This window comes from Shewanella avicenniae (assembly GCF_017354945.1).
GTDB lineage: Bacteria > Pseudomonadota > Gammaproteobacteria > Enterobacterales > Shewanellaceae > Shewanella > Shewanella avicenniae.
The window spans coordinates 3,896,461-3,918,202 of sequence record NZ_CP071503.1; the positions used below are offsets into that span (position 1 = coordinate 3,896,461).

The 21,742-nt window shown below is 50.1% G+C and carries 13 protein-coding genes, 1 tRNA gene and 3 rRNA genes; 3 read left to right on the top strand and 14 right to left on the bottom strand.

Annotated features, from left to right (window positions below; genetic code table 11):
- Positions 1-14 precede the first annotated feature (14 nt).
- Genes JYB87_RS17175 through argC form a run of 4 tightly spaced genes read right to left on the bottom strand, consistent with a single transcriptional unit; the run spans position 15 to position 3,981 of the window.
- On the bottom strand, positions 15-1,241 hold the full coding sequence (locus JYB87_RS17175; RefSeq protein WP_207354659.1) for an argininosuccinate synthase: 1,227 nt from the start codon (positions 1,239-1,241) through the stop codon (positions 15-17).
- 31 nt (positions 1,242-1,272) lie between these two features.
- A complete protein-coding gene (locus JYB87_RS17180; RefSeq protein ID WP_207354660.1) occupies positions 1,273-2,178 on the bottom strand; it encodes an ornithine carbamoyltransferase in 906 nt (301 codons plus the stop codon).
- 12 nt (positions 2,179-2,190) lie between these two features.
- Positions 2,191-2,973: an acetylglutamate kinase gene (gene argB, locus JYB87_RS17185; protein ID WP_207354661.1), complete on the bottom strand. Its 783-nt coding sequence runs from the start codon at positions 2,971-2,973 to the stop codon at positions 2,191-2,193.
- A 24-nt stretch (positions 2,974-2,997) separates the two neighbouring features.
- Positions 2,998-3,981: an N-acetyl-gamma-glutamyl-phosphate reductase gene (gene argC, locus JYB87_RS17190; protein ID WP_207354662.1), complete on the bottom strand. Its 984-nt coding sequence runs from the start codon at positions 3,979-3,981 to the stop codon at positions 2,998-3,000.
- 255 nt (positions 3,982-4,236) lie between these two features.
- On the opposite strand from argC, the gene argE reads away from it, so the two are divergent.
- The 3 genes from argE (at position 4,237) to JYB87_RS17205 (ending at position 8,760) form a co-directional block, all read left to right on the top strand.
- The gene (gene argE, locus JYB87_RS17195) at positions 4,237-5,394 is read left to right on the top strand and encodes an acetylornithine deacetylase (RefSeq protein ID WP_207354663.1); all 1,158 of its coding nucleotides are present in this window, start codon (positions 4,237-4,239) and stop codon (positions 5,392-5,394) included.
- Between the two features lie 193 nt (positions 5,395-5,587).
- Entirely contained in the window at positions 5,588-8,227 is a 2,640-nt protein-coding gene (gene ppc / locus JYB87_RS17200) for a phosphoenolpyruvate carboxylase (RefSeq protein ID WP_207354664.1), read from the top strand.
- On the top strand, positions 8,224-8,760 hold the full coding sequence (locus tag JYB87_RS17205) for a DUF1439 domain-containing protein (protein WP_207354665.1): 537 nt from the start codon (positions 8,224-8,226) through the stop codon (positions 8,758-8,760). Before ppc ends, JYB87_RS17205 begins: the two co-directional genes overlap by 4 nt.
- A 73-nt stretch (positions 8,761-8,833) precedes the next feature.
- On the opposite strand, the gene JYB87_RS17210 is transcribed toward JYB87_RS17205, so the two are convergent.
- From JYB87_RS17210 to JYB87_RS17255, 10 genes are all read right to left on the bottom strand, one after another.
- Positions 8,834-10,108, bottom strand: a complete 1,275-nt coding sequence (locus tag JYB87_RS17210) for a CinA family nicotinamide mononucleotide deamidase-related protein (RefSeq protein ID WP_207354666.1) — start codon at positions 10,106-10,108, stop codon at positions 8,834-8,836.
- A gap of 175 nt (positions 10,109-10,283) precedes the next feature.
- A complete protein-coding gene (aegA, locus tag JYB87_RS17215) occupies positions 10,284-12,239 on the bottom strand; it encodes a formate-dependent uric acid utilization protein AegA (RefSeq protein ID WP_324032312.1) in 1,956 nt (651 codons plus the stop codon).
- A 285-nt stretch (positions 12,240-12,524) separates the two neighbouring features.
- Positions 12,525-12,601, bottom strand: a tRNA-Asp gene (locus tag JYB87_RS17220).
- Positions 12,602-12,672: 71 nt separating this feature from the next.
- Positions 12,673-12,788, bottom strand: a 5S ribosomal RNA gene (rrf, locus tag JYB87_RS17225).
- A 136-nt stretch (positions 12,789-12,924) separates the two neighbouring features.
- Positions 12,925-15,814, bottom strand: a 23S ribosomal RNA gene (locus tag JYB87_RS17230).
- A gap of 267 nt (positions 15,815-16,081) precedes the next feature.
- Positions 16,082-17,624: ribosomal RNA gene (locus JYB87_RS17235) — 16S ribosomal RNA — on the bottom strand.
- Together the 16S, 23S and 5S rRNA genes with 1 tRNA gene alongside form the textbook arrangement of a ribosomal RNA operon.
- 378 nt (positions 17,625-18,002) lie before the next feature.
- On the bottom strand, positions 18,003-18,605 hold the full coding sequence (locus JYB87_RS17240; RefSeq protein WP_207354668.1) for a TlpA family protein disulfide reductase: 603 nt from the start codon (positions 18,603-18,605) through the stop codon (positions 18,003-18,005).
- A complete protein-coding gene (nrfF, locus tag JYB87_RS17245; RefSeq protein WP_407695854.1) occupies positions 18,605-19,051 on the bottom strand; it encodes a heme lyase NrfEFG subunit NrfF in 447 nt (148 codons plus the stop codon). The genes JYB87_RS17240 and nrfF overlap by 1 nt, the downstream gene beginning before the upstream one ends.
- A 23-nt stretch (positions 19,052-19,074) precedes the next feature.
- Positions 19,075-19,629, bottom strand: coding sequence for a DsbE family thiol:disulfide interchange protein (locus JYB87_RS17250; RefSeq protein ID WP_207354670.1), 555 nt, complete (start codon positions 19,627-19,629; stop codon positions 19,075-19,077).
- 18 nt (positions 19,630-19,647) lie between these two features.
- Positions 19,648-21,636: a heme lyase CcmF/NrfE family subunit gene (locus JYB87_RS17255; protein ID WP_207354671.1), complete on the bottom strand. Its 1,989-nt coding sequence runs from the start codon at positions 21,634-21,636 to the stop codon at positions 19,648-19,650.
- Positions 21,637-21,742: the final 106 nt, after the last annotated feature.

Sequence of the window (21,742 nt, forward strand, 5' to 3'; positions counted from 1 at the left end):
TGCGCTTTACTCGCTTACTTTTGGCTGTTAAGTGCGCGGATGCGACTGGCCAGTGAGTACAGACGGATAAAGCCCTCAGCATGACTCTGATCGTAAACAACATCAGCACCAAAGGTTGCAAATGCTTCAGAATACAGGCTGTTAGGTGATCTTTTCTTAACTGCGGTGACTTGGCCTTTATAGAGTTTCAAGACCACTTCGCCGTTCACGTCTTTAGCTAAGGCTTCAGACGCCGCCACCAACGATTCACACAGAGGGGTGAACCAACGGCCGTCATACACTAAGTGCGACATTTGACCGGCAATCTGCTCGCGCCACGCGCGGCATGTTTTATCGAGTACCAACTCTTCAATCGCACGCAGTGCTGCAACCATGACGGTGCCGCCCGGAGTTTCGTAGCAACCACGAGACTTCATCCCCACCATGCGGTTTTCGGTGATATCGACACGCCCAACACCATGTGGCGATGCAATAGCATTCAGCTTCAATACCACTTGATACGGTGTTAACGCTTCGCCGTTCACTTCAGTCACGCGGCAGTTTTCTACTTTCAGTGTGACGTATTCAGCTTCGTTTGGTGCGTCTTCTGGATCGGTCGTCCAAGTCCATACGGCTTTTGATGGCTCATTCCAAGTGCTTTCCAACTCGCCACCTTCGGTAGAGATGTGCCATGCGTTAGCATCACGGCTGTAGATCTTCGTGGCTGAAGCGGAGGTTTTGATATTACGTTCAGCCAAATAATCCAACAGATCTTCACGGCTTTCCATGGTCCATTCACGCCATGGGGCGATGACAGCTAGATCCGGAGCTAGCGCGGCAAAGCAGCTTTCAAAACGGACTTGGTCGTTACCTTTACCAGTACAACCGTGACACAGTGCATCGGCGCCCACTTTGCGTGCCACTTCCACTTGCGCTTTGGCAATGATTGGACGCGCCATTGAGGTACCCAGCAAGTAAGTACCTTCGTACACAGCGCCAGTCGCGATGGTTGGGTAGATGTAGTCTTTAACCAGCTCTTCTTTTAAATCAACGATGTAACATTCAGAAGCGCCTGATGCTAATGCTTTTTCTTTCAAGCCCACCAGCTCTTCTTCGCCTTGGCCTACGTCAGCACAAAAGGCAACGATTTCGCAGTTGTTATAGTTTTCTTTCAGCCACGGGATAATGGCAGAAGTATCCAAGCCGCCGGAATATGCCAATACGACTTTTTTAACTTCGGTATTTTTCTTTGCGATAGACATGATTATTTCCTGAATTACAAGGCCGCAGCCATCAACTTAATAGAGTTACCAGCACCGCATTTTGCGCATGCATCCGGTTTTGCGCTTGCTGAAGGATCAGCGAGCCTTCACCATCCATCACTTCATCGGTGACTTCAACGCCGCGGTGGGCAGGAAGACAGTGCATGAAGTATTTAACGTTGTACTTATCCATCATTTCGCGGGTCACTTGGTATTGACCAAATTTAGCCGCGATATCAGAAAGCTTGGTGTTATCACCCATGGATATCCAAGTGTCGGTATACACCGCATCACACTCTTCCAGTGCCGCAACATCAGACGTCAGCAGCAAACTGCCCCCGTGGGCGGCCGCTAACTGTTGTGCTTGGGTCACGACAAAACCATCTGGGAAGTGACCTTCTGGGCAGATCACTGTCATCCGCATACCAAGCACAGCCGCACCTAACATCAGTGAATGGGTCACGTTGTTGCCATCACCGATGTAGGCCAAGCTGACCTTCTTCAAATCACCTTCGTTTTCATACAAGGTGAGAAAATCCGCCAAGGCTTGGCATGGGTGAAACAGATCTGACAGCGCATTAATCACCGGCACCGAGCCATATTCAGCCAGTTCTTCAATGGTGACATGGCTAAAAGTACGGGCAACGATGGCATCGGCCCATTGAGAAATATTACCTGCAAAGTCGGCTACCGACTCACGCTTACCTAAAGCACCGTTTTGCTGATCCATGTAGACACAGTGGCCACCTAGCTTGTTGATCCCGATATCAAAGCTGACGCGAGTACGCAGTGAGGGCTTTTCAAACAGCATGACCACACTTTTGCCATCGAGCGCGGTGCGGTATTCCTCAGGTGCGGCTTTCATCTTCGTCGCCAGCTCTAACAGAGCCAACAGCTGCGACTGACTCAGTTCTTTCAGAGACAACAGGTGCTTCATAATTCTTCCTTTCTATGGTTGTATTTGCGTGCCGATGTGCTCTCCCCGGGCCAGCGCAGCTAATTGTGCTGCATCTCGCCATGAAGCAACCTGAACCGGCTGCCCCATCTGCTCGGCCACTTCTAATGCGGCCTCCACTTTCACTTTCATGCCTTTGGCAATCACGCCTTGAGCCACCAGCTCAGCAATCTGTGCACGATTCAAACTACGCAACAGTTCACCCTTGCCATCAAGTACACCGGGTACATCTGACAACAGAATTAACTGACCATGCACTAACTTAGCCAACACAGTGGCGGCATCGTCGGCATTAACGTTGAGTAGCTCACCGTCAGTGGTCATCGCAATCGAGCTGACAATCGGCAACCAGCCTTGCGATAAAATAAATTTCAAATATGTGCCATCTTTTGGTGCGACCTGACCCACCATGCCCAGTCTTGGATCTTTGATGGTGGCATCAACCAAATTGCCATCGGCTAAACTCAGGCCCACCACAGTGGCACCTGCTGCCGTTGCGGCACCTTGTAAGACTTTGTTTGAGGTACCGGCTAACGCCCCCACGACGACCGGCATATGTTCTTTCGGGCTGACCCGCAGGCCATCGACCTTTTCAGAGACCATGCCGTTCGCTTGCAGCTGTTCATCCACCAGATAACCGCCGCCATGCACCAGCACAACTTTGCGGCCAGCGTTGACCATGTCCGCGGCGGTTTTCATCAAACCTTGCATGCCTTCAGGGCTTTGCATCAATGCGCCACCCACTTTCAATACCAATACGGTGTCATTCGTGCTCATGAGAATCTCTCCGAAGGCGTCACATTAAGCCAATTGGTAATGAATCTTTATGCATTGCAATGCTTGGCTTGCTGCACCTTTCATTAAATTATCGATGGCGCTTGATACCACCAGATAACCGCTTTGCTCGTCATACTTCCAACCCAGAATGCAGTTTGGGGTCAGTACAACGTCGTCCACTTTCGGGAAACGGTTATGCATTACTTTGACAATTTTAGAGTCATCGTAGACCGCATAGGCTGCGCTGATCTGCTCCGTGGTCGTGCCAGGCTTAAGTTGCACGGTAATGGTTGCCAAAATGCCACGCTTAAAATTGCCCAAGTGTGGGGTGAAAATCACTTCTTGCCCCAATTGCGTTGCAATTTCAGGTTGATGACGATGGCCAAGCACGCCATACGGTGTTAATGACACTTCACAAAAACTGGTATGCAGCTGCGCTTTACGGCCTGCACCGGTCACGCCACTCACGGCATTGATCACCGGATAGGCATCAGTTAAAAATGGCTTCAATGGTTTAAGCGCGGTTAATGACGCAGTCGGATAACAACCGGGTACCGCAATCATGCGGGTGTTTTTTACCGCTTCGGCGTTCCACTCAGCCAAACCATACACCGCCTGGGCCAACACCTCAGGTTGGTTATGCTCAAAGCCATACCATTTTGGATATTGCGCAGCATCGCTAAAACGATAGGCACCACTTAAATCAAATACGGCTAAACCTTGCTGATAAAAATAAGCAGCGAGTTCTAAACTGATCACATGTTCTGTAGCTAACACCACAGCATCGGCTTCATTCACAATGGCCGCTTTTGCTTCAGCTGTCAGTGGCTGTAAGCAATGAGTCACCTGCTGATAAACAGGATATAAGTCTGACAAGGCCTTGCCCTTATCCAGACTATTTTCCGATACATACAACCCTTGGATAGAGAGTTCAGCTTCCGCTTGAATAAGGGCTGTGATTTGGGCGCCGGTGTATCCGCTCGCACCGATAATGGCAATATTTTTCATCGCACTCGCATCGCTATCTGATCAATAAAAATGGGCAGCATGCTACTGCCCAATAAAACTGCACGCTGTTTAGTTTAACGCCACTAGGATTATTCGCAGCTATTATTTTTATGGTTCTGTGTTTAAGGCCGCGTTGACTAAACATGCTGCAGCATCAGCTTTCTGATGACACTTATCAGAATTGTTTGCTAGACTACCACAAAAGCCTATTTATGCAATATATGTGAATAGATATATTTGGAGTGTTTTTAACAAATGCGCAATAAACAGCCAACCCTCGCCCAAAGTTTTGCTGCGCTTCTCGCCGCACCGTCTATCAGCGCGATTGATGCGAGCCAAGATCAATCCAATAAGCCCGTACTTGACTTGTTATGCAATTGGTTTGGCGACTTAGGCTTTCAATGCCAACAACAAGCGGTGGCCAATACGCGCGACAAACACAATTTTGTGGCCACCCTTGGTCAAGGGAACGGGGGATTGTTGCTTGCGGGGCACACAGATACCGTGCCGTTTGATGAGGGTCAGTGGCAAGTAGATCCCTTTAAGCTGACCGAAAAGGATGGCAAGTGGTATGGCTTAGGTAGCTGCGATATGAAAGGCTTTTTTGCACTGATATTAGAAGCACTCAAAGAGATACCGCTCGATAAACTGCAACGACCGCTGCATATTTTGGCCAGTGCCGACGAAGAAACCACCATGAATGGTGCAAAGGCCTTTGCAGCTAATGCCGCAATCAAGCCTGAATATGCCATCATTGGCGAACCCACCAGTTTGCGCCCGGTGTATATGCATAAAGGGCATCTTGCCCAAGGGATCCGCATTGTCGGCCGTAGCGGTCATTCATCCGATCCCGCCAAAGGACTAAACGCCATTGATATTATGCATTTGGTGATTGGCCAACTGCTGAAACTACGCCAGCATCTGGCAGAAAATTACCGTGAAAACGCCTTTAGCGTGCCCTATCCCACCATGAACTTTGGCCATATTCATGGGGGTGATGCCGCCAACCGGATCTGTGGTTGCTGCGACCTGCATTTGGACATTCGGCCACTACCGGGGATTGCCCTGCAAGATTTGGAACTGATGCTGCATCAATATCTGAAGCCGGTAGTCAGCCAGTATCCGGGGGCAGTTACCATTTCAACTTTATATCCGGGCAATGAAGCGTTTAAAGACTCGGCAGATTCTGCATGGAGTCAATTAGTGGCATCACTCGCAGGCAATGCGCCGGAAGTGGTGAACTATGCGACTGAAGCCCCATATATTCGCCAGTTAGGTTGCCATACATTAGTGTTAGGGCCTGGCAGTATTGAGCAGGCGCATCAACCCGATGAATATATGGCACAAGATCAACTTAAGCCCACCGTTGAGTTACTTCGCAAACTTATTTGGCATGCCTGCATAAAGGATTAACATAGCTTTAGCGAATGCCGCAGCAGTTAGCGAATAATGCAGCCTGCGGCAATATTCCCAGCAAAAAAATATCGATTCTGCAACGGCGCTCGTCACATTTGTATTACAAGTTGACCAACAGGCAGGTGGATAGGTATCGTGGTGGGTTCTGGTTTTTACTTACCAAAGCCCTTCATTAATGGAGTGAGAAACAATGGTAGATATGTATGCGTCGCTGCGCGCCAATGTGAATATGTTGGGGCAAATGCTCGGTGAGACCATGAGCACTGACCTTGGGGAATCGTTTTTAGAAAAGGTTGAGCAGATCCGCCAGCTCGCCAAAAGATCCCGCCAAGGTGATACTCAGGCACGGGATCAGATGCTGGCGCTATTAACCGCCTTGCCGGACAACGAATTAGTCCCCGTCGCCAAAGCCTTTAACCAATTTCTCAACTTAGCCAATATTGCCGAACAGTTTCATACCATCAGCCGTAACTGTGACGAGATGGTGTGCGTACCTGATCCGGTTGAGCAACTGCTGGGCAAAATGCTGGACGATGGCCGCGTTGATCAACAACAACTGCAACAATGCTTACGCAATCTCGATATCGATCTGGTGCTCACCGCACACCCAACCGAGATCTCGCGTCGAACGCTGATCTATAAATATGCCGCAATTGTTGATTGTCTCGCCGCGTTAGAAAATACCCAGCTGAGCGAACGTGAACACAGTCAATTACGGCTGCGCTTACGCCAGTTGATTGCGCAGATTTGGCACACCAATGAGATTCGTGAAGAGCGCCCAACCCCAGTTGATGAAGCGCGTTGGGGCTTGTCGACCATTGAAGCCTCACTGTGGCACGCCATTCCTGACTTTTTGCGACAACTGAACGACAAAGTGCAAGACCGTACTGGCGAACAACTGCCCATCGATTTTGCCCCAATCCGCTTCTCAAGCTGGATGGGCGGTGACCGCGATGGCAACCCGTTTGTTACCGCCAAAGTGACGGCAGAAGTCTTAGATCGTAACCGCCACGCCGCGGCGCGTTTGCATCTTAAGGATGTCGTGCTGTTGGTCGATGAGTTGTCGATGTCAAAAGCCAACGCTGAGCTGATGGCTTACACCAATAACAGCCCAGAGCCTTATCGTGTTGTGTTGCGTGACTTGCGCCAAAAGCTGCGCAACACCATCGATTATTTGAATGCGCGCATTGCAGGGCATCACCCAGAAGTGGACGAAACCAGCATCATTTGGCACGAAGAGGATCTCAAACGGCCATTGATGATGCTTTACACCAGTCTTTACGACTGTGGAATGCGCCTGATCGCCAATGGTTTATTACTGGATATGCTGCGCCGAATCGCCAGTTTTGGGATTCACATGGTGCGCTTGGATATTCGTCAAGATTCCGGCCGCCACGAAGAAGTATTAAGTGAGCTGACCCAATATCTGGAGATGGGTGATTACGCCAGCTGGAATGAGGAAGAGAAACAAGCCTTCCTGCTGAAAGAGCTGCGCGGCCGTCGGCCATTAATTCCGAACACCTGGAAGCCATCGGCTGACGTCAATGAAGTGTGGTCAACCTTTAAGTTGATTGCCTCACAGCCGAGTCGCTCGTTAGGTTCGTACGTGATCTCCATGGCCAGTAAGCCATCTGACGTGTTAGCGGTATTACTGCTGCTGAAGAAATGCGGTTGTAAACATCCGATTCGCGTCGTGCCGCTGTTCGAAACATTAGAAGATTTGACTCACGCGGCTGATGCCATTCGCCAATTGCTGAGTATCGATTGGTACAAAGATTACACCCACGGTATGCAAGAGGTGATGATTGGATACTCCGACTCAGCTAAAGATGCCGGGGTTATGGCGGCTGGCTGGGCACAATATCAAGCACAAGAGCAGTTAGTGGACGTCTGTAAAGAAGCAGGTGTGAAACTGATGCTATTCCATGGTCGCGGCGGTACGGTTGGCCGCGGTGGCGCACCAGCACACGATGCGATTTTATCGCAACCACCGGGCTCAGTTGATGGCCGAATCCGCGTCACTGAACAAGGTGAGATGATCCGCTTTAAGTTTGGTTTGCCTAAACAAGCGGTGCAATCGCTGGCGCTGTATACCTCAGCGGTAATGGAAGCCACGCTGTTGCCACCACCAGAGCCAAAACCTGAATGGCGCGCCTGTATGATCCGCGTCGCCGCAGATTCCGTAACCGCCTACCGCGATGTGGTGCGTAACGAACCTGATTTTGTCCCTTACTTCCGCGCCGCAACACCAGAAATCGAGTTAGGTAAACTGCCACTTGGCAGCCGACCAGCCAAACGTAAAGTGGATGGGGGCATCGAAAGCTTGCGTGCCATTCCGTGGATCTTTGCTTGGTCGCAAAACCGCTTGATGCTGCCGGCATGGTTGGGCGCAGGTGAATCACTGAAAATGGCCGTTGATCGTGGCGAAGAAGCATTACTCAAGGAAATGGAGCGCGAGTGGCCATTCTTTAGCACCCGCATCTCGATGATGGAGATGGTATTTGCCAAAGCAGAACCAAACTTAGCGCGTTACTACGAAAAATGCTTAGTGCCTGCATCATTGCATCATTTAGGTGACACCCTGATTGAACGCCTGCAACTCGGTATTGATGTGGTGAAGCAACTCACTGAGAGCGATGTATTGATGTCGCACACGCCATGGAACCGTGAATCAGTGCAACTGCGTAACCCGTACATTGATCCGTTGAACTTCCTACAGGCTGAGCTGTTAGGCCGTACTCGTAAGGAAGCGCAACCCAGTGCTAAACTGGAGCTGGCATTGATGTTAACTATTGCGGGTGTTGCCGCCGGCATGAGGAATACAGGTTGATCAAACGGTTATTTTTATTACCGCTGCTACTCTGGCTGGACGGTTGTGCCAGCCAGTACAGCATTTCAGAGCAGCAAGTGCAGCAATATCTCAACGACAAAGTGGTCAAACAGATCAAGCTGGATAGCGAAGGGATGAAGCTGCAATCTGGCATTACGCGGCTTGACGTGAAACTCGGAGAGCAAGCGGAGCGGATTTCGGTGACGGCGTTTGGCGAGTTGAAGTTGGAAACACCGCTGTTCCCGCTGTACGCCAGTATGCAAACCCGCTTTAGCGCAACGCCGCGTTATCAGGCAAGTAACCACAGTTTATATCTTGACGATATGCAGATTGAAGATGTGCTACTGACGCCAGAGAAACTGCAATTGCTGATTGGGCCAGTAGCACGACAGATGGCCAATCAAGCCAAGGACTTACTGCAAGACCAGCCAATTTATGTGCTGGATACCGATAAGCCCAAAGAGGCTAAGATTGCCGAGATGACCCAGAGCATTAAGGTTGAACCGGGTAAATTAACCCTGCTATTCAAATGATGGGTTATCCCGTCCTGAGATGGGTTAATAACAAAGGGCACTCACAGTGCCCTTTTTGTTGCATCAACCATGCTTATTTCGCGTAACGACTGATCGAGCTGTAATCGACAATCACCGCCTCGTTTTCCAGCTCTCGTCTTAGCATATCGTAAGCGACCGCGGCACTGAGCGAACGCACAAGGTCACGCGAGCGACCCGATATTTTCACCATCTGGCTATAGACCGCGTTGCGCGTTGCCAGTGCGATAGCCACGGTTCCCACCGGCTTTTCATCACTACCACCATCCGGCCCCGCAATACCACTGGTCGCCAAGGCATAGTCGCAGTCCAACAAACTACGAGCACCGCGCGCCATCTCTTCTACCACGGGAATTGATACGGCGCCGAAATCATCCAGCGTCTGCGGCTTCACGCCTAAGACTTTCACCTTACTTTCGTTGGAGTAGGTCACGAGACCTTGTTGCAGGTAAGAGGAACTGCCGGCAAACGACACTAACTGGCTAGTGATCAAGCCGCCAGTGCACGATTCAGCCGCGCTAAATGTTTTACCGGAGCGATATAGCTTGCTGTGGATCTCCTCGGCTAAGGTGGCTTTATTCTCAGCCACAACGGCAGTGCCAAGCACCGCTTTTACTTGGGCGGCCACTTTCGGTAATTGCGCAATTGCCGCTTCGCCACGAGCAAATAACTTAATCTCAATATGCGGCATCGAAGAGCGATACCCCAAGGTAATGCCTTGCGTTAAGGTGAGCGGTTCCAACTTTGATGCTAATAACGACTCGCCGTGGCCGAAGGTAAGAATTTTATGCAACGCCACATTGGCGTTAATGCCAAATTCCTGCTGCACAAACGGCAAAAACTGCTCTTGTACCATGTGCTTCAATTCAAACGGCACACCTGGGGTAAAGAACAACCAAGCGCGATTAAGTTTGACCCGAAAACCACAGGCGGTGCCGACAGGATTGTCGATCATCACCGCGGATTCAGGCAGCCAAGCTTGCTTGAGGTTATTGGCTGACATCACCCGATTATTGCGAGAAAACCACGCTTCAAGGTGAGCACGCCACTGTTGATTTTCGACGAGTGGCTCGCCTTTTGCCTTGGCCATCGCTTCTGCAGAAAGGTCATCCGACGTCGGCCCAAGGCCACCATTAACCAAAATGACATCGGCGTGGTGACTGCGCTCTTGAAAGACAGCAATCAGATCTTCCATGCGATCACCAACGGTCACGCGCCGCTGTACTTCAATGCCGTGTTCCATCATCAGATTGGCAAACCAGGCCGCGTTGGTATCGACTATCTGCCCAGATAAGACTTCCTCTCCGGTGCAAATCATTTCCAGCTTCATTCATGCTCCTGCGTGTAATCGATATTGCTTATAAAGAGTACGCCAAAAGCATGACAAAAGGTATGAAAGTTGGAAATTAGCACCCACAAATAAGCTCAGTAAAATGGGCATAAAAAAGCGCCTGCTCTGTGCGAAATTAGAGTGTTCAGGCGCCTTATTGGTAACGCAGAATCCGTTAAAGTCCGAGTGACGCCACAATTCCTTCGGCGGCGCGGCGACCATCAGCCATCGCTGTCACAACCAAATCTGCACCACGCACAATATCGCCACCGGCGAAAATTTTAGGATGGCTGGTTTGATAGGCAAATTCAGAGGTGGCTTCAGCCTCAATCAAGCCCCAGCCGTTGAGCTGCACACCCGCGTCAGCCAACCATGGCATGCTGTGCGCACTAAAACCAAAGGCGATGATCAGCGCATCGGCCTCTAAACTGAATTCTGAACCTGCCATCACTTGCGGACGGCGACGGCCTGACGCGTCAGGTTCTCCGAGTTCAGTGCGTACAAACTGCACGGCCGCCAATTGTCCTTCATTATCGAGCTGGATCGCCGTGGGTTGCACATTAAAAAGGAACTCAGCGCCCTCTTCGCGCGCGTTTTTCACTTCTTTGACAGAACCCGGCATATTGGCTTCATCGCGGCGATAAGCGCAAGTTACAGACGCAGCGTTTTGGCGCAGCGCGGTACGCAAACAGTCCATTGCGGTATCGCCGCCCCCCAATACCACAACCCGCTTATTGGCAAGGTTGATATACGGCTCATCGGCTTGCTCAGCTAAGCCCATCAGCTGCTTGGTATTAGCGGTCAAATAAGGTAGCGCCTCATAAACCCCTGGCGCATCTTCATGCTCAAGCCCAGCTTTCATCGATTGATAAGTACCAGCGCCAACAAACACTGCATCAAACTCGTCAAGCAACTGATGCAAGCTGATATCGCGGCCAATCTCAGTATTAAGGCGGAACTCAATCCCCATGTCGGTAAACAGTTCCCGACGATGAATCATCAACTGCTTTTCGAGCTTAAAGGATGGAATACCAAAGGTGAGCATGCCGCCGATCTCAGGTTGCCGCTCAAACACCACAGGCTGAACACCATGACGCGCCAACACGTCTGCACAGCCAAGCCCAGCAGGCCCAGACCCAATAATTGCCACCCGTTTACCGGTCGGTGTTACTTCAGCGATCTGCGGCTTCCAGCCCTGCGCGAAGGCCATATCGTTAATATAACGCTCGATATTACCAATGGTGACCGCACCATACTCTTGCTTCAGGGTACAACTGCCTTCGCATAATCGATCCTGCGGACACACTCGACCACAGATCTCAGGCAGTGAACTGGTACTGTTAGAAAGTTCTGCCGCTTCAATAATCTTGCCTTGCTTCGCTAACGCTACCCATTCAGGGATCTGGTTATGTACTGGGCACGTCCATTCACAAACAGGATGATCACTGCATTTAATACAGCGAGCGGCTTGTGACACGGCTTGCGCGCTAGAAAATGTTTTATAGGTCTCGACAAAGCTTGTTTTACGTTCCGCCAATGCGGTTTTCAACGCTTCTTGACGCGGCTGACTCGCAACGCGCTGCATTAATTGATGCAACTGGTTAAACCGAGGCGCCTGAGCGGAAACTTTTCCGCCCACAGTATTCAGCTGCTTGGTACGACGAGCTTGCGCCAATGAGGCATCTGTTTGAAGCGTTAATGATTTTGTCGGGCAAGCGGCGACACATGCTGGGCCTTGGTCGGTGTCATGGCAAAGATCGCATTTTTGCGCAAGCGTTTGGTGAGACTGAGTGCCCTCAGCCATCTCAATCGCCCCAAATGGGCAAGCCAATACACAGTTACGGCAACCAATGCAGCGCTCTTCACTCAGAGACACCACACCGTCTTTTTGCTCAATCGCGGCAACAGGGCAAGAGGCAAGACATGGAGCATTTTCGCAGTGATGACAAGCAGCAACAGCATTATATGGCTGAGCCTTTATCACATTGATGCGAGGCCGAAACAACGCAGAGGTAGGAGGATAGACCCCATTATTATGCGACAGTACGCAGGCAACTTCACAGGCGCGACATCCTAAACAGTCGCGAGCACTTGCAACGACAAACTGATTCATATGCTTCAATGACCCCATTATTCTTATAGATTAGTATGGTTCAGCCTCATTCCCCTCACGCATAAACATGCGTTCCCCAGGAGCGAAAATTAGCGAACTTAGCCATTCTAGGAAGATAGATTGCAGAAATCGTTGATGTGAGTCAGAGTTACTAACGAAAGCCTAATTTATAATACAATTAAATAGTGAATCAATATTCACTATCGCATCAATGAGCGGAAGTTGGCTAGCAAAAGACAGATGACGAGGGCGGGACAGACAAGAAACAAAAAGGCCTCGTCATAAGACGAGGCCTTTTTGTGTTGGCGGAGCGGACGGGACTCGAACCCGCGACCCCCGGCGTGACAGGCCGGTATTCTAACCAACTGAACTACCGCTCCAACGCTTTTTCCCACTATGTGGTACTAAACTTTTTTGATTCCACTTTTTTCAAGTGTAAATCTAATTAGGCGTCTGGCGATGACCTACTCTCACATGGGGAAACCCCACACTACCATCGGCGCGATTGTGTTTCACTTCTGAGTTCGGGATGGGATCAGGTGGGACCACAATGCTATTGTCACCAGACAAATTCTTTTCTGTTTCCGCCTTCTAGGCAAAAACAATAATTCGGAAAGCTGCTTTTTTCTAGTAGTTCGTTCTCATACTTCAAATCAAGTATTTCTTTATTCTATCAAGGTTCACCAAAACCCATCGGGGTTGTATGGTTAAGCCGCACGAGTCATTAGTACAGGTTAGCTAAACGCCTCACAACGCTTACACACCCTGCCTATCTACGTCCTGGTCTTGAACGGCTCTTTAGTAGACTTAAAGTCTAAGGGATGACTCATCTTGAGGCTCGCTTCCCGCTTAGATGCTTTCAGCGGTTATCGATTCCGAACGTAGCTACCGGGCAATGCCATTGGCATGACAACCCGAACACCAGCGGTTCGTCCACTCCGGTCCTCTCGTACTAGGAGCAGCCCCTCTCAATCATCCAACGCCCACGGCAGATAGGGACCGAACTGTCTCACGACGTTCTGAACCCAGCTCGCGTACCACTTTAAATGGCGAACAGCCATACCCTTGGGACCGACTTCAGCCCCAGGATGTGATGAGCCGACATCGAGGTGCCAAACACCGCCGTCGATATGAACTCTTGGGCGGTATCAGCCTGTTATCCCCGGAGTACCTTTTATCCGTTGAGCGATGGCCCTTCCATTCAGAACCACCGGATCACTATGACCTACTTTCGTACCTGCTCGACGTGTCTGTCTCGCAGTTAAGCTGGCTTGTGCCATTACACTAACCGTACGATGTCCGACCGTACTTAGCCAACCTTCGTGCTCCTCCGTTACTCTTTAGGAGGAGACCGCCCCAGTCAAACTACCCACCAGGCACTGTCCCTAACCCCGATTAGGGGCCAAGGTTAGAACACCAACACTGCAAGGGTGGTATTTCAAGGTCGACTCCATCAGGACTAGCGTCCTAACTTCATAGTCTCCCACCTATCCTACACATGCAGGGTCAATGTTCAGTGCCAAGCTATAGTAAAGGTTCACGGGGTCTTTCCGTCTAGCCGCGGGTATACGGCATCTTCACCGCAATTTCAACTTCACTGAGTCTCGGCTGGAGACAGCCTGGCCATCATTACGCCATTCGTGCAGGTCGGAACTTACCCGACAAGGAATTTCGCTACCTTAGGACCGTTATAGTTACGGCCGCCGTTTACCGGGGCTTCGATCATGAGCTTCTCCGAAGATAACCCAATCAATTAACCTTCCGGCACCGGGCAGGCGTCACACCGTATACTTCCTCTTGCGAGTTCGCACAGTGCTGTGTTTTTGATAAACAGTTGCAGCCAGCTGGTATCTGCGACTCCCGTCAGCTTAGAGAGCAAGTCTCATCACCAACAGGAGCGTACCTTCTCCCGAAGTTACGGTACCATTTTGCCTAGTTCCTTCAGCCGAGTTCTCTCAAGCGCCTTGGTATTCTCTACCCGACCACCTGTGTCGGTTTGGGGTACGATTCCTACTAACCTGAAGCTTAGAAGATTTTCCTGGAAGCTTGGCATCAACCACTTCATCACCTTAGTGACTCGTCATCAGCTCTCAGTGTAAATGTGCCCGGATTTGCCTAAGCACAACACCTACTACCTTAAACGCGGACTACCAACGCCGCGCTGGCCTAGCCTTCTCCGTCTCTCCATCGCAGTTAGCAGAAGTACGGGAATATTAACCCGTTTCCCATCGACTACGCCTTTCAGCCTCGCCTTAGGGGTCGACTCACCCTGCCCCGATTAACGTTGGACAGGAACCCTTGGTCTTTCGGCGTGGAGGTTTTTCACCCCCATTATCGTTACTCATGTCAACATTCGCACTTCTGATACCTCCAGTGTGGGTTACCCCTTCACCTTCAACGGCTTACAGAACGCTCCTCTACCGCACATACAAAGTATGTACCCGTAGCTTCGGTGTATTGCTTAGCCCCGTTACATCTTCCGCGCAGGCCGACTCGACTAGTGAGCTATTACGCTTTCTTTAAATGATGGCTGCTTCTAAGCCAACATCCTAGCTGTCTAAGCCTTCCCACATCGTTTCCCACTTAGCAATAACTTTGGGACCTTAGCTGACGGTCTGGGTTGTTTCCCTTTTGACGACGGACGTTAGCACCCGCCGTCTGTCTCCCGAGTAGTACTCATTGGTATTCGGAGTTTGCAAAGGGTTGGTAAGTCGGGATGACCCCCTAGCCTTAACAGTGCTCTACCCCCAATGGTATTCGCTCGAGGCGCTACCTAAATAGCTTTCGAGGAGAACCAGATATCTCCCGGTTTGATTGGCCTTTCACCCCCAGCCACAGGTCATCACCGTCTTTTTCAACAGACGTGTGTTCGGTCCTCCAGTTGATGTTACTCAACCTTCAACCTGCCCATGGCTAGATCACCGGGTTTCGGGTCTACACCTAGCAACTAAACGCGCAGTTAACACTCGGTTTCCCTACGGCTCCGCTATTCGCTTAACCTTGCTACTAAATGTAAGTCGTTGACCCATTATACAAAAGGTACGCAGTCACGGTCTCAAGAACCGCTTCCACTGCTTGTACGTATACGGTTTCAGGTTCTATTTCACTCCCCTCACAGGGGTTCTTTTCGCCTTTCCCTCACGGTACTGGTTCGCTATCGGTCAGTCAGGAGTATTTAGCCTTGGAGGATGGTCCCCCCATCTTCAGACAACATGTCACGTGTGCCGCCTTACTCGTTTTCACTTAAGGTTAGTTTTCGTGTACGGGACTGTCACCCTGTACCGTTGCGCTTTCCAACGCATTCCACTAACACCCCAAAAGCTTAAGGGCTGGTCCCCGTTCGCTCGCCGCTACTAGGGGAATCTCGGTTGATTTCTTTTCCTCGGGGTACTTAGATGTTTCAGTTCTCCCGGTTTGCCTCATTAAGCTATGTATTCACTTAATGATACTTACTTATGTAAGTGGGTTGCCCCATTCGGAAATCTCAGACTCAAGCGGCTTTTACTGCCTCATCTGAGCTTATCGCAAGTTAATACGTCCTTCATCGCCTCTGACTGCCAAGGCATCCACCGTATACGCTTAGTCGCTTAACCATACAACCCGGATGAGTTTCCTCGACCGAATCGCATGCACGACCCATATGGTTTGTTTTCGCCTTGATTGTGTCCTTTCGAACACATGAATATCCAAAACACTTGATTGAAGTATTTTGAGAACTCAATTTCGATTAAATATCGCTATTTAATCTCTACTATCAGCTTTCCAAATTGTTAAAGAGCACATTAGTTAACAAGAACTAATGACTTGCTTCATCAGCAAGCAATCTGTGTGAACACTCATCAAATCATATATCGCTTAGGTAAGGAGGTGATCCAGCCCCAGGTTCCCCTAGGGCTACCTTGTTACGACTTCACCCCAGTCATGAATCACACCGTGGTAAACGCCCCCCCGAAGGTTAAGCTATCTACTTCTGGTGCAACCCACTCCCATGGTGTGACGGGCGGTGTGTACAAGGCCCGGGAACGTATTCACCGCAACATTCTGATTTGCGATTACTAGCGATTCCGACTTCACGGAGTCGAGTTGCAGACTCCGATCCGGACTACGACCAGCTTTAAGAGATTGGCTCCACCTCGCGGCTTCGCATCCCTCTGTACTGACCATTGTAGCACGTGTGTAGCCCTACTCGTAAGGGCCATGATGACTTGACGTCGTCCCCACCTTCCTCCGGTTTATCACCGGCAGTCTCCCTAAAGTTCCCGGCATTACCCGCTGGCAAGTAAGGATAAGGGTTGCGCTCGTTGCGGGACTTAACCCAACATTTCACAACACGAGCTGACGACAGCCATGCAGCACCTGTCTCACAGTTCCCGAAGGCACTGAGGTATCTCTACCAGATTCTGTGGATGTCAAGAGTAGGTAAGGTTCTTCGCGTTGCATCGAATTAAACCACATGCTCCACCGCTTGTGCGGGCCCCCGTCAATTCATTTGAGTTTTAACCTTGCGGCCGTACTCCCCAGGCGGTCTACTTAATGCGTTAGCTTGAGAGCCCAGTGTTCAAGACACCAAACTCCGAGTAGACATCGTTTACAGCGTGGACTACCAGGGTATCTAATCCTGTTTGCTCCCCACGCTTTCGTGCATGAGCGTCAGTCTTTGTCCAGGGGGCCGCCTTCGCCACCGGTATTCCTCCAGATCTCTACGCATTTCACCGCTACACCTGGAATTCTACCCCCCTCTACAAGACTCTAGCTTGCCAGTTCGAAATGCAATTCCCAGGTTGAGCCCGGGGCTTTCACATCTCGCTTAACAAACCGCCTGCGCACGCTTTACGCCCAGTAATTCCGATTAACGCTCGCACCCTCCGTATTACCGCGGCTGCTGGCACGGAGTTAGCCGGTGCTTCTTCTGCGAGTAACGTCACAGCTAGCAGGTATTAACTACTAACCTTTCCTCCTCGCTGAAAGTGCTTTACAACCCGAAGGCCTTCTTCACACACGCGGCATGGCTGCATCAGGGTTTCCCCCATTGTGCAATATTCCCCACTGCTGCCTCCCGTAGGAGTCTGGACCGTGTCTCAGTTCCAGTGTGGCTGATCATCCTCTCAAACCAGCTAGAGATCGTCGCCTTGGTGAGCCTTTACCTCACCAACTAGCTAATCCCATCTGGGCCTATCCATTCGCGGAAGGTCCGAAGAGCCCCTCCTTTCCCCCGTAGGGCGTATGCGGTATTAGCAGTCGTTTCCAACTGTTATCCCCCTCGAATGGGCAAGTTCCCAGACATTACTCACCCGTCCGCCGCTCGCCGGCAGAGTAGCAAGCTACTCCCCGCTGCCGCTCGACTTGCATGTGTTAGGCCTGCCGCCAGCGTTCAATCTGAGCCATGATCAAACTCTTCAATTGAAAGTTTTGACTCTAATGAATTCTGTTCGTATGAACACTCTTCATAAAGTCGATAAATCGTTTGTCGATATATCAACCTGAGAGTGCCCACACAGATTGCTTGATAACTTGTTAAAGAGCAGCCTGAAGAACTCGCTTCAGGTCAGGGCTGCGTATTCTACACTTCCCCGTTCAGGCGTCAAGCTTGATTTCAAACTTATTTTCGCCTTGCGATGAGTCATCCTCATCACTACCTCAACCGCCTTTGCTTTCGCGCTGTGCCGTCTCAGTGGGTGCGCATTATAGGGATATCAAAAAACCGCGCAACCCCTTTTTGCAAAAAAAAGATCGCTTGCCGATCTTTTCAGCAATAAGCGATCTTTTTCATCAATTTAGGGCTTATTTGACGGTTTTAGTGGTGGAATTACCGCTATTTTGGTGCTTTTCGGCAAGCTGACGGATCTTTGCTTCTACGATAGGATCGTCCCAATCGACGTAACTACGCACAAACGCCACTAAGGTGCCGTTAGGATCGAGGATGAAAGTGGCAGGTATCGTATCCAACGGAAAGATTTCACTGAGCTTCATCTGTGGATCATAAAAGCTACTGAACTCCTGCATACCACGTTCATCAAGAAAAGCGCGGACTTCTGGCTGCTCTATTTGATCAATAGAGATAGGGACAAGAACGACGTTATCGTCCTTTAACCGTTGACTGATCCGGTTCAGCGCAGGTAACTCGCGCACACATGGTGGACACCAGGTGGCCCACATGTTGACGATAACCACTTTGCCGCGATACTGACTGAAGTCATGTGCCTTACCGTCGGCATCATGAAAAGCCACTGTCTTTAATGGAAAGCCATGGGGCAATACATTAATGCGTGCGGCAGTGGACTCCACGTCTTGTTGTGGATGAGCTGCAGACGAGCTGGTTGCAGCAGTTGCCGTCGAAACAACAAATGCTGCAACTAACGCAAACAACAGTTGCCGTACTTTCATTAGCGATTCTTCAACAGTTCAGCGAGCTTTTGCTGGTCTTCGTCGGAGATCTCTTCGACGGCGACAGCACCGCGTTGCTTACGAATAAAGATGAAAGCGACCAAGCCACCTAACAACAATAGAATGATTGGACCAATCCACAGGATATAGGTTTTGCTGTCCAGACGCGGCTTATACAGCACGAAGTCCCCATAACGACTGGTCATGAATTGGATAATCTCTTCATCACTCTTACCCGCATCCACCATTTGGTAGACTTCCATCCGCAGGTCACGAGCAACTGGCGAGTTAGAGTCAACAATATCTTGGTTTTGACATTGCGGACAACGCAGCGTACGCGCAAGATCCATTGCATGCTTTTGGTTGGCGTCGTTTTTAAACTGATAAGTATCTACTGGTGTGGCGTTAGCCATCAGGCTAACACCGAACACCAAGGCAATGCTCATCAGCACACTGATTAGCTGTGATTTCATGATGCTTTACCTGCTGCCGCTTCTTGCTTGAGTTGCTGGATCATTGGGAAGATGGTTTCTTGCCATACTTTCATATCAATCGGTCCGGCATAGCGGAAACGAATGATGCCGTTGTGGTCCACAATAAAACTCTCTGGCGCACCATACACCCCGAGATCTAACCCCAAACGGCCGTCTGGATCGTAGATGTTTTGGGTGTAAGGATCACCTTGGTGTTTCAACTCTTCCACCGCTAACTCACGTTGGTCGCGGTAGTTAATGCCGTAAATAGGCACAATGTTCTGCCGCGCAAGTTTCAGCAAATACGGATGCTCATACTTACAAGACGGACACCAAGTTGCCCAAACGTTCATGATATACACCTGACCTTTAAGATCGTGGTTGGTGATCTTAACGCCGGCATCGTCCAATGTTTCAAGATTGAACTCGGGTACTGGACGGCCTTCCAAGGCAGAGTCGAGCTCTTTTGGATTCAGGTATAAGCCCTGATACAAGAACACACCCAGTACCACGAACAAAATCAACGGAATAAAAAGTACTAACTTTTTCATATCTCACTCTTTATTCAATTAGGCAGACGCTAAATCAGCTTTTTTATCAGCAGCGGCATTCTCTTGTGCCACAGCATCTTTCGCTTTAATGCGATAGCGCTTGTCTGACGCAGCTAACAAACCACCAATCATCATGAAAATGCCACCGAACCATAGCCAACGTACGAAAGACTTATAGTTAAGGCGCACAGCAAATTCGGTGTTACTGATTGGGTCACCCATAGTGATATACAAATCGCGGAACAAGCCCCAATCGATACCCGCTTCGGTCATGTCCATAGTGCGTACATTGTATTGGCGACGATCAGGCTTCAAGAAAGCCACCTCTTTGCCATCTTTCGTCACACGCACTTGACCTTGCTTGGCGGTATAGTTCGGACCAGCAATGTTTTTAGTTTCGAGATAATGGAAGGTATAACCTGCCAGTTCTTCACTAATGCCTGGGCCCATACGCACACTTTTCTCAACTGAGTAGTTTGACACCATAGTGGCACCCACTACTGACACTGCGATACCTAAGTGCGCAATCACCATACCGAGTTGTGAACGACCTAAACGGCTCATGTTCACACTACCGTCACTGCCTTTAACAATGCTAACCGCAGCTTGAATCGTAGCTAACAACACCCACATCGCGGTGCCCATACCGAACACAACCCACAGATTCAACTCACCACCGGCGATGAAAGGAACTGCGAGGCCAAAGACCAACGATACGATGGCAGGGATCAACAGTTTACGTTTCACTTCACCCGCTTTGGCTTTCTTCCAGCGGATCACTGGACCAATACCCATAAACATGAAGGCAACAATGGCCAACGGCACAAATACTGCGTTGAAGTATGGCGGGCCTACAGAGATTTTACCCATACCCATTGCGTCGATCAGCAGTGGGTACAGAGTGCCCAGCAATACAGTGGCACACGCGACAGTCAGCAGCACGTTGCACACCAGCAGCATGGTTTCTTTTGACCAGAGTTCAAACCGTGCTGGGCTGCTCATTTCACTGGCGCGGAAAGCGAACAGGGTCAACGAACCACCGATGGTGATACCTAACAGCAACAGAATGAACAAACCACGGCTTGGGTCTGCAGCAAACGAGTGTACCGAGGTCAACACCCCTGAACGTACGATAAAGGTACCGAGCAAACTCAAAGAGAAGGCAAAGATTGATAACAATACCGTCCAGTTACGGAACGCGCCACGCTTCTCGGTTACAACCAGTGAGTGCAGCAATGCTGTACCTACCAACCAAGGCATAAATGAGGCGTTTTCTACTGGGTCCCAGAACCACCAACCGCCCCAGCCGAGCTCGTAATATGCCCACCATGAACCTAATGCGATACCACCAGTCAGGAAAATCCAAGCAGCTAATGTCCATGGGCGCGTCCAACGTGCCCACGCAGCATCGAGACGACCGCTCATCAATGCCGCAATCGCAAATGCAAATGGCACAGAGAAACCCACGTAACCGAGGTACAGCATTGGTGGGTGGAAAATCAAACCAACGTCTTGCAGCATTGGGTTCAAGTCACGACCTTCCATCGGCGCAGGAATCAAGCGCTCAAACGGACTTGAGGTCAACAACATAAACAGCGAGAAACCGATAGTAATGATCGCAAGGATGGATAACACGCGGGCGGTCATCACTTCTTCCAAACCTTTACTGAAATAAGCAACCGCAGCGCTCCATACAGAGACTGAGAACACCCAGAACAATAAAGAGCCTTCGTGGCCACCCCACACTGCCGCGATTTTGAAGAAGATTGGCAGCTCTGAGTTGGAGTGTGCTGCTACGTAAGCAACGGAGAAATCGTCAGTGGCGAACGCGTAGGCGAGCGACAAGACCGACAGAGTGATAAAGAAAGTCATACCGTAACTTAATGGCCACGCGTAGCGCACCAAGTATTGGTCTTTTCGGGCTACACCTACAAGCGGCACAATTGCCAATAACACAGCAAATGCAACACCGATGATCAGTGCAAAATGTCCAAGTTCTGGGATCATGGTTATTCCTCAGGTTTAGTTTCCGTTATCAAACCATTGAAATGACAAACGGACACACGACTAAACAGCTCATACAAAACATTGAATTACATGAATAAAAATCTTT